This window comes from Sphingobium xanthum, assembly GCF_019737615.1.
Taxonomy (GTDB): domain Bacteria; phylum Pseudomonadota; class Alphaproteobacteria; order Sphingomonadales; family Sphingomonadaceae; genus Sphingobium; species Sphingobium xanthum.
On record NZ_JAHKKS010000006.1, the window covers coordinates 66,044 to 80,166 of the forward strand.

Below are 14,123 nucleotides of genomic sequence, written 5' to 3' on the forward strand. Positions count from 1 at the left end.
CCGGCCTATTCCGCGGCGCTGCCATTGGCCTGGCGCAGCGCGGACTCGACCGATGCCATCGCCGCCATGTTGCGCTCGACGCCAAGCTCCTGCTGGATGGCGACGAGGAACTGGCGGCCATATTCGGAGCCCAGAACATTGCTGAGGCCGGCGCGGGTCGAGGCAAGAAGCTCCGGCACCGTGGTCGGGTCCTTGGGTGTGATCTGGCCGAGGCGCACGACCATATAGCCCTGGTCGTTCTCCATCTGGATCAGCTTGGTCGCGCCGACCTTGATCGTGAACAAGGCTTCGAGCGGCGGCGGGATGCGGCCCCCCTGCGCCTGCTGATTGATGTCCGCGCGACGGGCGCTGAGCGGCTGGCGCGGCGCGCTGGGAACGCCGAGCTTGGCCAGCACCGCTGCCGGATCGGCGCCCTTGCCGACTTCGGCCGCGAGTTGCGTCGCGACGCGCTGTGCCTGTCCGGCGCCCTTGGAGAGCGTCCAGGCCGTCAGCACGGCCGGGCGCACTTCGGCGAACGGCGGGGGACCGGCGGGCACCACGTCGCCCACCTGCAGGATCGCAGCCTGCTCGTCGGGCTTGATCGGAACGACCTGCGGATCGTCGTCCTGCGTCATGCCGAAGCCCTGCGTGAGCAGCGCCGTCAGCGCTTCGTCGGCCTTGAAGTTCGGATCCTTGAGCGCCTTGCCGTCCTTCACGATGAACGGCGTCTCGACGATCGTCAGACCATTGGCCTTGGCGACCTCCGCAAAGGTCGCGCCTTCGCCGATCTTGCCGTCGATATTGTTCAGGAACTCGCTGAAGAGCTGCTTTTCCTTGGCGATGCGGATGTCCGGACTGAGTTCGGCGCGGGCCTGCTCCAGCGTCTTGCCGGGGATCTCCCGGATTTCCTCGACCCGCAACACGGCCCAGCCGAGCGGCGCGCGCATCGGGCCGACGACGCCGCCCTTGGCCGTCGCGAAGGCGGCCTTGGCGATGTCGGCATTGGTCTGCGTCGCAAGCTGTGCCTGATCCGCGCCATCGATGCGGGTGGCGGAGAGGCCGAGGCCGGCGGCGATCTGGGTCAGCGTCTGCCCGGCCTTCGCCTTGGCGGCGGCGTCACGCGCGGCGCTTTCGGTGGTGAGGATGAGCTGGCTCATGTCGCGCGACTGGCGCGAGCGATAATTGGCCTCGCGCTTCTTGTACTCGGCAGCGATCTCCGCGTCGGTCGGCGCGGCCTGCGCCTCGAAGCGCGCCATATCGACGAGCGCGTAGCGCAGGCGGCGCTGCTCGGGGACGGTGAACTTGGCCGGGAACTGACGATAATAAGCCTGCAGTTCCGCGTCGGTCGGCGGTGTCTTGGGTGCAAAGGCCGCCGAGGGAATCGCGATCATCTCGCCGCTGCGCTCCTCGATCAGCATGGCGGCATAAGGCGGCACCATGGAGTCGGGCGTGCGCGCGCCGGCGGCGATCGGCGCGATCATCTGCTGCTGCAGGAGCTGCGCGAGGATGTCGTCCCGGAATTCCTTCTCGTTGATCCGGCGCTGCGCGAGAAGCTGGCGATAGACCGTCTCGCTGAAATTGCCGGTCGCATCGACGAAGGCCGGGTTGCTGGCGATCTGCGCATCGACAAGTGCCTTGCTGATCTGCATGCCGTGCTTCTCGCCATAAGCGATGAGCGCCTTGCTCGCGATCAGCTCGTCGGCGACACGGCGCAGGCCGCCCTCGCGCAGGAACTGATCCATGGTCAGTTCGGGCCGCTGCTCGCGCAGCCGCTCGAACACAAGCTGCGTGCGCGACTGGAGTTCGTTGACGGTCACCGTCTGCTTGCCGACACGCGCCACTTCGCCCGTCGAGGGGCCGAGTACGTTGATGCCGCCCGATCCGCTCAGGTCGCCAATGACGAAGGCGAAGGCGATCACGCCCAGAAAGGCAGCGGCAATCCAGCCGCCAAACTTGGATCCGAGAATACGCCGGAAGAAATTCATGTCGTTGCGTCCAGAAACTGTCGGGGCGAGATGCTTGGCGGACGCTTTAGGGCGGGGGAGGGGCGGCATCAAGCAGGCTTTGCGGCGTGCCTGTTTCCCATGGCGCGAAGCACTGGACAAATCCGGCGCGCCCGTTCATCCCGCAGCCTTCATTAGCAGGTATCTGGTGACGAAGGAGATTTGGGGGGATGACCGGTCGGCGCAAGCTCATCGCAGGCAACTGGAAGATGAACGGCCTCAAGGCGCAGCTGGGCGAAGTCTCGGCCATCGCCGCGCTCGCCAGCGAGCGGACGGACATCGATGTCGGCCTGTTTCTCCCGGCCACGCTCATCGCCGCCGCCGCGCCGCTGGCTGGCACGATGCTGATCGGCGGACAGGATTGCCACGCGCAGGACAGCGGCGCCTTCACCGGCAATGTCTCGGCGGCGATGCTGACCGAAGCAGGCGCGGGCGGCACATTGGTCGGCCATAGCGAGCGGCGGCAATATCAGCATGAGAGCAGTGCTGACGTGGCGGCGAAGGCGGCCAAGGCGCATGAGCATGGCCTCTCCGTCGTGCTCTGCATCGGCGAGACGCTGGAGACGCGCGAGCAGGGCGATGACATCGCGCATGGCTTCGTCGCGGATCAGCTGATCGCGTCGCTCCCGGAAGGCGCGGACCCGTCGTGGCTCACAATCGCCTATGAGCCGGTCTGGGCGATCGGCACCGGCAAGGTCGCGACCCCATCGCAGATCGCCGCCATGCACGCCGCGCTGCGCGTCGCCTTGGTCAAGGCGCTTGGCGACGGCCCGGGCAATGCGATGCGCATCCTCTACGGCGGCTCGGTCTCTGGCGACAATGCGGCCGACATCCTGCACACCGACAATGTCGATGGTGCGCTGGTCGGCGGCGCGAGCCTCAGCGCCGCCAAGTTCGGGCCGATCATTGCCGCTGCCTGACGCAGCGAACGATGTGAGTGATGGGCATGCGAAGCCACCGATCAAGCTTCCCTGCCGTCCACATCATTGACGGTACGGCATAGTCTCCATCACAGTCCTACTACGCCGCAGCTAGACGGCGTGTGACAGCGACGGAGGGATATGTGGTTCAGCGGCATCATCGACCGATGGCGAGGATGTTGTCGATCCTCGGCTTGCTCATACTTTCAGCGGCCCCTGCATCCGCGCAAAGTTGCGACCGGACGTGTCTTTCCGGCATGATCACCCAATATGTCGATGCGCTCGTCGCGCGCGATCCCTCGAAGCTGCCGGTCGCGACCAACGTTCGCTACACGCAGGATTCGCAGGATCTGGAGCTCGGCGAGGGCATCTGGAAGTCCGTGACAGCCAAGACCAGCTTTCGTCACGACTATCTCGACACCGCCAAACAGGTCGCGGCGTCGCATCTCCTCCTGATGGAGGGCACGAACCACATCATGTATTCGGTGCTGCTCTATGTGAAGGATCGCAGGATCACCGGCATCGAGACGCTGGTCCAGCGCGTCACGCCGGAAGGGCGCTGGCAGCCGACCGAGCTTGGCGGGCCGATCCGGGGCATGAACGACGCCGTCCCGGCGGGGAAGAAGATGTCTCGCGCGGAGATGATCAAGGTGGCGCTCACCTATCCCGAGGGCCTGCGGATCGGCAGCTTCACGGACGGCAAGACGCCGTTCGCGCCCGGCATCTACCGCGTCGAGAACGGCGTGATCACCGCAGGCCCGGGCTGCGGTCGCGCCGATTGCGACATGTATGCGCAGCGGATCATGCTGCACCCCGGCATCGTCGGCAATGTTGCGGCGGTCGATGAGGACGCCGGCATCGTCCTGCTCTGGATGAACTTCGGCTTCACCGATTCCTATGGGCCGGGCAATGCGCTCGTCACCTTCGAGGCGTTCAAGGTCTGGGGCGGCCAGATCCATTCCGTCCTCGCCTTCTTCCGCACGATGCCGCTCGCGACGCCGCGCTACTGGCCCTCGTCCGATCCGTTGCCGTGAGGCGCTGATCCAAGGGCATCGCCAAGCGCGAGAGGCCGGTCTAAGCCTGCGCCATGACCAGCCTCACCGCCACCGCGATCGTCTGTTCGGTGCGCCCGCATGGCGAGCATGGCGCGATCGTGCGCATGCTCACGGCGGAGGCGGGGCTGCTGCCGGGCTATGTGCAGGGCGGTCGCTCGACCCGCATGCGGCCGGTGCTCATTCCGGGGAACATCGTCCGCGGCGCCTTTCGCGCCCGTACGGCCGATCAGCTAGCCAGCCTCTCGGTCGAGCTGGAGCATAGCCGCGGGCCATTGCTGAGCGAGCCGCTGCCAGCAGCCGCGATCGACTGGACCTGCGCCTTCACCGCGGCGTCCCTGCCGGAAGGGCATCCCTATCCGGCGCTCTACAGCGCGATGTCGGCCGTGCTGGACGCAGTCGAGGCTGCCCCGGCGGCGCGCGGCTGGGCAGTGGCGCTGGTGCGCTACGAGTTGCTGGTGCTGGCGGAACTCGGTTTCGGCCTCGACCTCTCGGAATGCGCGGTCACCGGGGCGCGCGCCGAGCTTGTTTATGTGAGCCCGCGCAGCGGCCGTGCGGTGAGCGAGGCGGGCGCGGGGCTGCACAAGGCCCGGCTGCTCCGCTTGCCGCCTTTCCTGACCGAAGGCGGTGAAGCGGCCTGGGATGACATCCTGCTCGGCTTTGCGCTCACCGGTCACTTCATCGAGCGCGATCTGGTCGATCCGCGTCGCGCCGAGATGCTGGCCGCGCGGGAGCGGCTGATCGAGCGGCTCAAAAGAGCGGTTGCGTGACCGGGGGCCGGGCCATATGCGTCCGCGCCAATCGGAAACAATGATGGATAGAGCGATGCTTGTTGCAGTGCTGCCCGGCGATGGAATTGGCCCCGAAGTGACGGCGCAGGCGCTGCGCGTGCTCGATGCGCTGGCACTTCCGGACCTCACCTTCGAGGAAGGGTTGGTCGGTGGCGCAGCCTATCATGCCAAGGGCCACCCGCTGCCGCCCGAGACGCTGGACCTTGCGCGCCGTGCCGATGCGATCCTGTTCGGCGCGGTGGGCGATCCGACCTGCGACAATCTCGAGCGCGCGCTGCGGCCGGAGCAGGCGATCCTGGGTCTGCGCAAGGAACTGACGCTGTTCTCGAACCTGCGCCCGGCCAAGATGTTCCCCGAGCTGGCCGAGGACTCGACGCTGCGACGCGAGATCGCAGAGCAGATCGACCTGCTCATCGTGCGCGAGCTCAACGGCGACGTCTATTTCGGCGAGAAGGGCATGCGCCAGACCGCCGATGGACTGCGCGAAGGCTATGACATCATGTCCTACAACGAGGCCGAAGTGCGCCGCATCGCGCACAGCGCCTTCAAGGCAGCGCAAGCGCGGCGTGGCCTGCTCTGCTCGGTGGACAAGGCGAACGTCCTGGAGACGAGCCAGCTCTGGCGCGACGTCGTGACCGAAGTCTCGAAGGAGTATCCGGGCATCACGCTCAGCCACATGTATGTCGACAATGCCGCGATGCAGCTGGTGCGCAATCCCGGTCAGTTCGACGTCATCGTGACCGGCAATCTGTTCGGCGACATCCTCTCCGATCAGGCAAGCATGTGCGTCGGGTCGATCGGCATGCTCGCTTCCGCTTCGCTCGATGTGAACGGCAAGGGGCTCTATGAGCCGATCCACGGCAGCGCGCCGGACATTGCCGGGCAGGGCAAGGCAAATCCGCTGGCGACGATCCTCTCGGCGGCGATGATGTTGCGCTTCTCGCTCGGTCAGGCCGAGGCAGCGGACCGGATCGAGGCAGCGGTGGCGAAGGCGCTCGCGGGCGGTGCGCGCACGGCCGATCTTGGCGGCGTGATGAGCACGAGCGCTATGGGCGACGCCGTTCTGGCAGCGCTCGCCGCCTGATGGACGTCTCGCTCGCTTCGCTGAGGGCCGCTGCGGCTTTGGTCTATGAGCAGATGACGCCGACGCCCCAGTTCGCTTGGCCCTTGCTGGCCGAGCGGCTGGGCTGCGACGTCTGGGTGAAGCATGAGAACCACACGCCGACGGGCGCGTTCAAGGCGCGCGGGGCGGTCAGTTTCATCGACTGGCTGCGGCGCACGCAGCCGGACGTCACCGGCATCATCACCGCGACGCGCGGCAATCACGGGCAGGCACAGGTGCGCGCAGCCCGCGCCGCCGGTCTCACCGCGACCATCATCGTCCCGCGCGGCAATGCGCTGGAGAAGAATGCGGCGATGCGCGCCTTCGGGGCCGAGGTCATCGAGCATGACGGCGATTTCGACGGGGCCAAGGCGGAAGCGTCCGCGCGCGCGGCGCAATATGGGCTCTACATGGTCCCGGCCTATCATGAGCAACTCGTGCGCGGCGTCGCGAGCTATGGGCTGGAACTGCTGGAGGCCGTGCCCGACCTCGACACGATCTATGTGCCGGTTGGCTGTGGATCGGGCCTGTGCGGCACGATCGCGGCAAAAGAAGCGCTGGGCCTTTCGACCAACATCGTCGGCGTCGTGTCCTCGGCGGTCGATGGCGCCAAGCAGAGCTTTGAGCAAGGGCGTCTGATCGCCACCGAGACGGCGCACACCTTCGCGGACGGCATCGCCGTCTGCACGCCGGTGCAGTCGGCGCTCGACTATCTGACGCCGCGCGCCGCGCGCTTCGTTGCGGTCGCCGATGACGAGATTGCCGCGGCGATCCGCGCGCTCTGGCAGGATACGCACAACGTCGCCGAGGGTGCCGGCGCCGCCGCGCTCGCCGCGCTGATGCAGGAGCGCGAGGCGATGCGGGGCAAGAAGGTCGCGGTCATCCTCTCGGGCGGCAATCTCGACATGAGCCAGGCCGCGACGGTGTTGGCCGGAGGCACGCCCGCTCCGATGTGAGTTGGCACGTAGAGGGCGCGACTCAGGGGCGATCGACGATCATGTCCCGCGTCCGACGCCTATCTGGCGGTGAGTGCGGCTATCCGATCCGGTTTAAGCCCCGAATTGCACGCTCTTGCGCAAGACCGATAGTGTCACGATCGAAAAAAAAACCACGCATTTCTGCGGGTTTGAGCAGCTAAATTCGCAAATTTCCCTCATATCGCGCATGGTGAGACGCGAGCGTTCTGCTGCGAGATGGCGGCAAGTCTCTGTTTTAGAATGATTTTACGAAGTCAAAGAGCGGCGGCGCCATTTCGGGCCGTGCAGTTGTCTTAGCATTGCCTGTGGTGTGTAGGACATAGGCTGGGCGTCGTGCCGCTCCTGCTCCGTTCGCCCTGAGCTCATCGCAGGGATCGGCGACCCGACGCCAAATCAGCTGGGTTGGCCAAGCTGTTTTCGAGCTCGCCCGGCGTGTATCGATCGATCCCGACCAGCGTCAGTACCTCGTCGACCCAATGTCGTCTGTAAACCCTAGGCATGAACTCGATCGTTTTGTTGCGCCTGCGAAGGAATTGACCAACGGCGTAGGCTGTCTTTTGCCTGGAGCCAAGAACAGTGCAGGATGAATGAGACCACAGGCTCAGGCGAACGACCGTGCCAGCCGCCACTGTCCTTGTCCCGCCGAGGATGCGCACATGTTCCGGTTCGACGAACTGGAGATGCAAAAGCACATGACCCGCCGGCACTTCGCTCGGCTTGCTGTCGAACAGAATTGCTTCCGGCATAAATGTTGCCAGGCACGCTTCAGCGGGGGACGCGGCTAAAAGCAGACAAGTCAAGGCGACCGGAGCGATTTTCACCGCCAGCTGTCCAGCCACATCCAGCGATTGAAATCCTGCGGGTCGCCGAGGGCGGCGGCGGAGATGATCGGGTAGAATTCCAGGAACAGCAGCGCGGTGAAGCCGATGAACAGCGCCGGGATGACGCGGTTGCCGGCGCGCCAGAACCAGCGGTCCAGCACGGCGGCGATCGCGAAGCAGAGCAGCAGCGAGGCCGGGAAATAGTGATAGTAGAACATCACCGGCTTGGGGATGACGATGAAGAAGGCGACCGACGCCGTCCAGAGCAGCACGATCGCCAGCATGGCACGCTGCCCGCGCGAGATGCCCGCATAAAGGCAGAGCGCGAGCGCCAGCAGGCCGCCCCAGCTGATCGCCGGATTGCCGATGAACAGCACGCCGCGCTGGATGCCCTCGACCGGCTCGTAGAAATACCAGATCGGCCGGATGCTCAGCACCCATTGCCACCAGACGCTCTGATAGCTGTGCGAGGCCATGGGCGAGCTTTGCAGGGTCAGCATTTCGAACTGGCGCGGGATGATCTGGCCCAGCGGCACGGCGCCATGTTGCAGGAACATGAGCGGCAAGAAGGTCGCCAGATAGGCCAGCACCGAGCCGAGCGCGAGCCAGCCGAAGCCTTCGAGCAGGGTGATGCCGGGATCGCTGCTGTTCCGGTTCTTCCAGTCGCCCCGGCGCGCGACGAGATAGAAGAGGATCGCCATCGCGATGAGTGGGAAGGCGGTCCATTTGCAGGCCATGGCACAGCCGAGGAAGACGCCGCCGAGCGCGACATGCCTGCGGCTGCGATAGCCGCCCGCGGAGGCCGCCGCGAGCATCCAGAAGGCGAGCATCAGGAAGCTCGCCATGAAGATGTCGAGCATGGCGATGCGCGACTGGACGAACAGCATGGGGCTCAGCAGCAGCAGCGCTCCGGTCATGACGGCGGCCGTGCGCGTCGCGAGCAGCCAGCGCGCCGCCATCACGCCCGCGAAGACCAGAGTGGCGCCGAACAGCGCGCTCATGATCCGCCAGCCGAACGGATTGTCGCCGAACATCGCCATGCCCAGGCCGATCAGCCATTTGGCGAGCGGCGGATGCTCGGCATTGGCCAGGTCGGTGAGCCCCATCAGCAGGCGCGTCGCCGTCACATAATGGGTCTCGTCGAAGTTGAGCTTCGCCGGATCGGTGATGCGGAACAGGAAGAGCGCGAGCGCTGCCAGCGCGAACAGGGCGGCGATACCAAGATCGCGCAGATCGGGCGCGGAGAAGGGCCTGGCGGGCTTTGCTCGGTCGGGCACTTTGTCGGGGCTCGTCATTGCGTCCTGCATGTCCGCCGTGGATTGACCCCGCAAGGGGAGCGGCTAGAAGCGGCCGCATGAAGAAGCATAGTGGACAAGACCGATCCCTCACAAGCCGCTGGCGTCCCGCGACGCAGGCGGTGCGCGGGGGCACGTGGCGCTCCGAGCATGGCGAGACCAGCGAGGCGCTGTATCTGACCTCGGGCTATACCTATGACACGGCCGAGGATGTCGCCGCGCGCTTTGCCGGCGAGCAGGCCGGCATGCAGTATAGCCGCTTCCAGAATCCCACGGTGCAGATGCTCGAGGAGCGCATCGCGCTGATGGAAGGCGCCGAGGCGTGCAAGGCGCAGGCGACCGGCATGGCCGCGATGACCAGCGCGCTGCTCTGCATGCTCAGCAGCGGCGATCATGTCGTCGCCGGCCGCGCGGCCTTCGGCTCGTGCCGCTGGATCCTCGACAATGTGCTCAATCGCTTCGGCATCACGCACAGCATCGTCGATGCGCGCGAGAACGAGCAGTGGAGGGACGCGATCCAGCCGAACACCAAGGTCTTCTTCTTCGAGACGCCGGCCAATCCGACGCTCGACATCGTCGATCTCGAATATGTCTGCGGCCTTGCGCGCGAGAACGGCATCACGACCATCGTCGACAATGCCTTCGCGACGCCGATCCTGCAGCGCCCGCTCGATTTCGGCGCCGATGTCGTCGCCTATAGCGCGACCAAGCTCATGGATGGGCAGGGCCGCGTGCTCGCCGGCGCCGTTTGCGGCACGGACGAGTGGATCAACGGCAAGCTCTCGCCGTTCCAGCGCAACACCGGTCCGATCATCTCGCCGTTCAATGCCTGGGTGGTGCTGAAGGGGCTGGAGACGCTGGAGCTGCGCGCCATGCGCCAGTCCGAGAATGCGCTCAAGGTCGGCAAGTTCATGGCGACGCGGGTGGAGCGCATGCTGCACCCCGGCCTGCCGAGCCATCCGCAGCATAATCTGGTGCGCAAGCAGATGACGGCCGCCGGGCCGATCTTCTCCTTCATCCTGGAGGACCGGGCGCAGGCCATGGCGATGCTCAATGCGATGCAATTGTGCGACATCTCCAACAATATTGGAGACTCGCGCACGTTGCTCTGCCATCCGGCGTCGACCACCCACAATAATATGGGGCCGCAGAAGCGCGCGGAAGCGGGCGTCGAGGAAGGCATGATCCGCATCAATGTGGGACTGGAAGACCCCGACGACATCATCGAGGATCTGGATCAGGCATTGACCGCCGTCGGGCTTTGACTAGGGTCCGGCGGGTCACAGGACGAACCGCATGACGAACACCCATCACCTGATGAGCGCGCTCTTTCCCTATGCCGAGACGACGCAGGACGTCACGGTGCGGGTTGCCGTCACCTTCCGGCCCGAAGAGTCCGATCCCGATCTCGGCAAATGGTTCTGGGTCTACAACATTCGCATCGAGAATGACCGGGACGAGCCGGTGCAATTGCTCATGCGCCGCTGGACCATCGCGGACGGGCGCGGCGCGCTGTTCAAGCGGGAAGGGCGCGGCGTCGTCGGCGAGGAGCCGGTGATCCAGCCCGGCGGCGTCTACGACTATGTCTCGGGCTGCCCGCTCAGCACGCCGACCGGCTGGATGGAAGGCGTCTATTCGATGCTGCAGGCCGGCGGTGACATCTTCGAGGCGCGCATTCCGCGCTTCCCCCTGATCGCGCCGGTGGGGCCGAATTGAAGCGAACACATCTTCCGTTGAACGGCCTGCGCGTTTTCGACGCCGCGGCGCGTCACCTGAGCTTCACGCGTGCGGCCGATGAGCTGGCAGTGACGCCGGCCGCCGTGGGCCAGCAGATCCGCGCGCTGGAGGATATGCTTGGCGTCGTGCTCTTCCGCCGCACCCCGCGCGGGCTGGAACTGACGCCCGAGGCCGAGGCGGGGTTGCCCGCGTTGCGCAGCGCGTTTCTGGAGCTGGAAGAGTCGGTGCGTGCCATGCAGGCCGGGCAGAGCTCGCAGCATCTGACGATTGCCGCGCCGCGCGATCTCACGGCCAAATGGCTGAACGGGCGCCTTGCCGGCTATGCGACGGCCGAGCCCGATCTCCAGTTCCTGCTCGTGGCGGCGGACGAGGCGCTCGATTTCACCGAGGCCAATCTCGATCTCGCCATTCGCCTGGCCGATGGCCCGGGCGAGCATGAAGGCATTGCGCTGGGCGACGCGCGCTTCGTGACCGTCGCCGCTGCGGACGGCAAGGGCATCGATGCGCCGATCGCCTGGCCCGGCTGTCCGGTCGAGGATGGCCGCGCGATCATGCGCGTCGCCGATGCGGGCCTTGCGATCGATGCGGCGGCGAGCGGCTTCGGTCGTGCCTGCGTGCCCGAATTGCTGGCGAGCGCCGATATTGCCTCGGGCCGCGTCTCGCTCGTCGGTGAGCCGCGCGATGGCATGGGCTACTGGCTCATCGCGCCGCTGCCGCAATGGCGGCAGAAAAAGGTCAAGGCGCTGGTTGCGGCGCTGGGCGACTGACGCCGCCAGCACAGGCACTTCCTGAAGGCGAAGCACAACCTCCCGTCGCGTTCGGGCGGGTGCGTGCAATCAACATGGCGCTTTTTCCTTATCAACGAGGCCTTCTGGGACTATTCTGCGAACCACGGGCGCGATCGTGCAACTTTCTGAAGGAAGTCGATCGTGAGTGCAGGTTCCTCATGCTCCATGCTGACGGTCCTATCGCTGGTGCTCGCGCCGATCGGCGCGGCGTTTGCGCAGCCTCAGCCTCAGCCTCCGCCGGTCCGCGATCCGCTGCTGGGCGTTGCCGATGACTATGCCAGGCAGAAGCTGCGGTTCGATCAGACGCGGCTGACCAATATCCGCAGCGGTCTCATCGTGCCGCCCTGCTATTTCCGCTTTCCCGAGCTTGATGCCCAGCTCGCGCTTGGCGCGGGAACGACGATGCCGATCCGCCAGGCCGCCGCCGCCGCGATGGTCCAGCAGAATCTCAAGCGCCTGGGCATCGATGCGGCGCGCGCCATGGCCTGGGGCGACAGCTATTATGCCGATCTGCTGAACCCGCCGCCGGCTCAGCCCCTCGTGACGGTCGCGCCTGTCGGACCGAACCTGGCAGGGCTCGCCGCGCCGGCTGCCGGCCCGCAGTCACCGGGCGCGCACGTGCATGTCCCGCATGGTCAGATGTCCGCGGCGACGCAGGTGTCCGCCGGGTCGGTTATGGCGCCCCCGCCGGCCGCCGTGATCGAGGCGGCCCCGCCGGTCGCGCAGCCGCCGACTCCCGTACCGCCGGGCGCGCCGCGCTCGGCGGAAGACGTCGCCGGCCTGCGCCTCGCCAGCCGGATCAATGCCGCGCCGGACAAGCCGGCCGGTTTCCCGATGATCCGGGAGCGCGGTCAATGCGGCTCCCTGATGATCAGCACGCCGGCGACTCCCTATCGCATCCGGCCCGTGCCGCCTGGGGGACAGATTTCCTACATCCCGCTTTTTCTCTTCAACCTGTGCGTCGCGCAGGGCGTGCAAGACCCCTATGATCGTACCCAGTGCAAGGACTGGAAAACGCCCGATCCCGTCTCCGGCACGCCGTTGATCGGCAGCTACATGCTCGATGGCCGGTGGGGGAATGGCCTCAGCAATCAGATCAGGCGCGACTTCAATTATCAGGGCGACGGGCTGAAGACCGTGACGCTCGGGCCGCGACCATAAGAGGGGAACTGCCAGAAAAGGGGACCGGGGTGGACGACTATTTCAAGGATATCGTCAAGATTCTCGCCTTCGCGGCCGGTATCGCCGCGCTGCCGCTCATGCTGGCCTTCGCCAAGCTGCAGCCCCCCTGGCCACCGGCGATCGAATATGTGAGCGCCGCCTTCATCCTGATGGCCGCCCTCGTCATGTGGGAATGGGGGCGGGGTGCCCGCCGGGTCGTCCGCCGCCGCCTGATGATCGCCGGCCTGCTGCTTACCATCATCGGCGCGGCGGCCTATCTGGCGCTCTATTCGATGTTCGTCGTGCCGATGCCGTCCGGGGATCGCCTCATCAAGGGGCTGGCCTGCACCAGCAATGCGCTGCGCGTCTTTGCGGACAGCTGCCCCTTCCTCACCGCCAACCAGATGGAGACGGCCGAGTTCAATCCCGAGACGCTCTGGACATTGCCGTCTATCCTGCAGGTGCGAATGATGCTGGTCGCGGCATGGCTGTGCTTCACCGCCGGGCTGGTCGCGTTCGTCGGCGCGGTTGTGGCGGGCCGGCCCACGTCGAGGCCGGCCTCGCCGTCGAAGCCCGCCGTCTGAGACGACTCAGAGCTGCTTCAGCCCCAGCAATTCGCGCGATTCCGCGGGGCTCATCGGTTCATAGCCCAGCTCGTTCATGATGCGCACCTGACGCTCGATCAGCATCAGGTTGGTGGCCTTCACGCCGCGCGAATAATAATGATTATCCTCCAGACCGACGCGGACATGGCCGCCCATCAGCAGCGCCTGCGTCGTGGCGGGCAACTGCGCCGGGCCGATGCCGGAGATGCACCAGATCGACTGCGGGGGCAGGCACTTCACCATGAAGTCGAGAATGTCCATGCTGTAGGGCATCGCGCCCTGAAAGCCGTTATGCCCGCCCAGCACGATATTGATGTAGTAAGGCGGCTTGTCATAGCCCTTCTGGATGAGGCGCGTGACGTCCTGCAGGATGTGATCGGGCGAGAAGACTTCCCACTCGGGCTTGATGCCCTTGTCGATCATCGTCTTGACCAGTTCCTCGCAGCGCGTCGGCGGCGTCAGCACCAGCACGTCGTGCCCGGCCATGGTGTCGACCACGGTCACGCCGTCGAAGGTACACATTTCGGCGCCGCCGTCCGTGCCCTTCAGCCGCTCCTCGAAATTATTCTCGAAGCGGCCGTCTGCGCGCGGCTCCAGCATGTCGCCGGTGTTGCCGCCGCCGGTCGAATTGTTGGCGATGATGTCGCAGCCGGCCCGGATGCGCTCGTTGATGTCGCGATAGATGGCGGCGTTGCAGGTCGCCTGATCGTCGGGCCGGCGCGCGTGGATCGCGGCGATGGCGGCGCCTGCCTTGGCGCAGGCGATCACGTCGCGCGCGATCTCGTCCGGCTGGGTGGGGAGGGCGGGATTCGCGCTTTTCATCGAGGTGCCCCCGGTCGGGGCGATGGTGACCATGCGACGATTGCTCATGCGGCTTTCCTCTCCAAAAAGG

General features: G+C 66.1%; 14 protein-coding genes. 10 read left to right on the forward strand and 4 right to left on the reverse strand.

The annotated features are described in order from the left end of the window. Positions 1 to 5 precede the first annotated feature (5 nt). Positions 6 to 1,964: a peptidylprolyl isomerase gene (locus KM135_RS11380; protein ID WP_221714143.1), complete on the reverse strand. Its 1,959-nt coding sequence runs from the start codon at positions 1,962 to 1,964 to the stop codon at positions 6 to 8. Positions 1,965 to 2,152: 188 nt separating this feature from the next. On the opposite strand from KM135_RS11380, the gene tpiA reads away from it, so the two are divergent. From tpiA to KM135_RS11405, 5 genes are all read left to right on the forward strand, one after another. Then, positions 2,153 to 2,902 carry a triose-phosphate isomerase gene (gene tpiA, locus KM135_RS11385; RefSeq protein ID WP_221714144.1) on the forward strand — a complete coding sequence of 250 codons (750 nt, stop codon included), beginning with the start codon at positions 2,153 to 2,155 and terminating at the stop codon, positions 2,900 to 2,902. 257 nt (positions 2,903 to 3,159) lie between these two features. After that, positions 3,160 to 3,936 carry a DUF8021 domain-containing protein gene (locus KM135_RS11390; protein WP_221714145.1) on the forward strand — a complete coding sequence of 259 codons (777 nt, stop codon included), beginning with the start codon at positions 3,160 to 3,162 and terminating at the stop codon, positions 3,934 to 3,936. Between the two features lie 53 nt (positions 3,937 to 3,989). Further along, the gene (gene recO / locus KM135_RS11395) at positions 3,990 to 4,724 is read left to right on the forward strand and encodes a DNA repair protein RecO (protein ID WP_221714146.1); all 735 of its coding nucleotides are present in this window, start codon (positions 3,990 to 3,992) and stop codon (positions 4,722 to 4,724) included. Positions 4,725 to 4,779: 55 nt separating this feature from the next. Further along, positions 4,780 to 5,829, forward strand: coding sequence for a 3-isopropylmalate dehydrogenase (leuB, locus tag KM135_RS11400; protein WP_221714147.1), 1,050 nt, complete (start codon positions 4,780 to 4,782; stop codon positions 5,827 to 5,829). After that, on the forward strand, positions 5,826 to 6,803 hold the full coding sequence (locus KM135_RS11405) for a threonine dehydratase (protein WP_221714290.1): 978 nt from the start codon (positions 5,826 to 5,828) through the stop codon (positions 6,801 to 6,803). The genes leuB and KM135_RS11405 overlap by 4 nt, the downstream gene beginning before the upstream one ends. Positions 6,804 to 7,186: 383 nt before the next feature. On the opposite strand, the gene KM135_RS11410 is transcribed toward KM135_RS11405, so the two are convergent. Both KM135_RS11410 and KM135_RS11415 read right to left on the reverse strand, forming a co-directional pair. Beyond that, entirely contained in the window at positions 7,187 to 7,663 is a 477-nt protein-coding gene (locus KM135_RS11410) for a hypothetical protein (RefSeq protein WP_221714148.1), read from the reverse strand. Next, positions 7,642 to 8,940, reverse strand: coding sequence for a glycosyltransferase family 39 protein (locus tag KM135_RS11415; RefSeq protein ID WP_221714149.1), 1,299 nt, complete (start codon positions 8,938 to 8,940; stop codon positions 7,642 to 7,644). Before KM135_RS11415 ends, KM135_RS11410 begins: the two co-directional genes overlap by 22 nt. Before the next feature lie 59 nt (positions 8,941 to 8,999). Between KM135_RS11415 and KM135_RS11420 the strand changes: the two genes are divergently transcribed. The 5 genes from KM135_RS11420 (at position 9,000) to KM135_RS11440 (ending at position 13,210) form a co-directional block, all read left to right on the forward strand. After that, positions 9,000 to 10,205, forward strand: a complete 1,206-nt coding sequence (locus tag KM135_RS11420) for a trans-sulfuration enzyme family protein (protein WP_221714150.1) — start codon at positions 9,000 to 9,002, stop codon at positions 10,203 to 10,205. A 52-nt stretch (positions 10,206 to 10,257) separates the two neighbouring features. Beyond that, positions 10,258 to 10,656, forward strand: coding sequence for a Co2+/Mg2+ efflux protein ApaG (apaG, locus tag KM135_RS11425; protein WP_221714291.1), 399 nt, complete (start codon positions 10,258 to 10,260; stop codon positions 10,654 to 10,656). Then, positions 10,653 to 11,444 carry a LysR family transcriptional regulator gene (locus KM135_RS11430; protein ID WP_221714151.1) on the forward strand — a complete coding sequence of 264 codons (792 nt, stop codon included), beginning with the start codon at positions 10,653 to 10,655 and terminating at the stop codon, positions 11,442 to 11,444. The genes apaG and KM135_RS11430 overlap by 4 nt, the downstream gene beginning before the upstream one ends. 162 nt (positions 11,445 to 11,606) lie before the next feature. After that, positions 11,607 to 12,626, forward strand: coding sequence for a hypothetical protein (locus KM135_RS11435; protein WP_221714152.1), 1,020 nt, complete (start codon positions 11,607 to 11,609; stop codon positions 12,624 to 12,626). A 29-nt stretch (positions 12,627 to 12,655) separates the two neighbouring features. Continuing rightward, positions 12,656 to 13,210: a hypothetical protein gene (locus KM135_RS11440; protein WP_221714153.1), complete on the forward strand. Its 555-nt coding sequence runs from the start codon at positions 12,656 to 12,658 to the stop codon at positions 13,208 to 13,210. Between the two features lie 6 nt (positions 13,211 to 13,216). On the opposite strand, the gene KM135_RS11445 is transcribed toward KM135_RS11440, so the two are convergent. Beyond that, on the reverse strand, positions 13,217 to 14,101 hold the full coding sequence (locus KM135_RS11445) for a beta-keto acid cleavage family enzyme (protein ID WP_221714154.1): 885 nt from the start codon (positions 14,099 to 14,101) through the stop codon (positions 13,217 to 13,219). Positions 14,102 to 14,123 lie beyond the last annotated feature (22 nt).

Coding starts and splice junctions, on each gene's coding strand:
- KM135_RS11380 (WP_221714143.1), bottom strand. CDS start 1,964: ATGAATTTCTTCCGGCGTATTCTCGGATCCAAGTTTGGCGGCTGGATT.
- tpiA (WP_221714144.1), top strand. CDS start 2,153: ATGACCGGTCGGCGCAAGCTCATCGCAGGCAACTGGAAGATGAACGGC.
- KM135_RS11390 (WP_221714145.1), top strand. CDS start 3,160: ATGATCACCCAATATGTCGATGCGCTCGTCGCGCGCGATCCCTCGAAG.
- recO (WP_221714146.1), top strand. CDS start 3,990: ATGACCAGCCTCACCGCCACCGCGATCGTCTGTTCGGTGCGCCCGCAT.
- leuB (WP_221714147.1), top strand. CDS start 4,780: ATGCTTGTTGCAGTGCTGCCCGGCGATGGAATTGGCCCCGAAGTGACG.
- KM135_RS11415 (WP_221714149.1), bottom strand. CDS start 8,940: ATGACGAGCCCCGACAAAGTGCCCGACCGAGCAAAGCCCGCCAGGCCC.
- KM135_RS11420 (WP_221714150.1), top strand. CDS start 9,000: ATGAAGAAGCATAGTGGACAAGACCGATCCCTCACAAGCCGCTGGCGT.
- apaG (WP_221714291.1), top strand. CDS start 10,258: ATGAGCGCGCTCTTTCCCTATGCCGAGACGACGCAGGACGTCACGGTG.
- KM135_RS11445 (WP_221714154.1), bottom strand. CDS start 14,101: ATGAGCAATCGTCGCATGGTCACCATCGCCCCGACCGGGGGCACCTCG.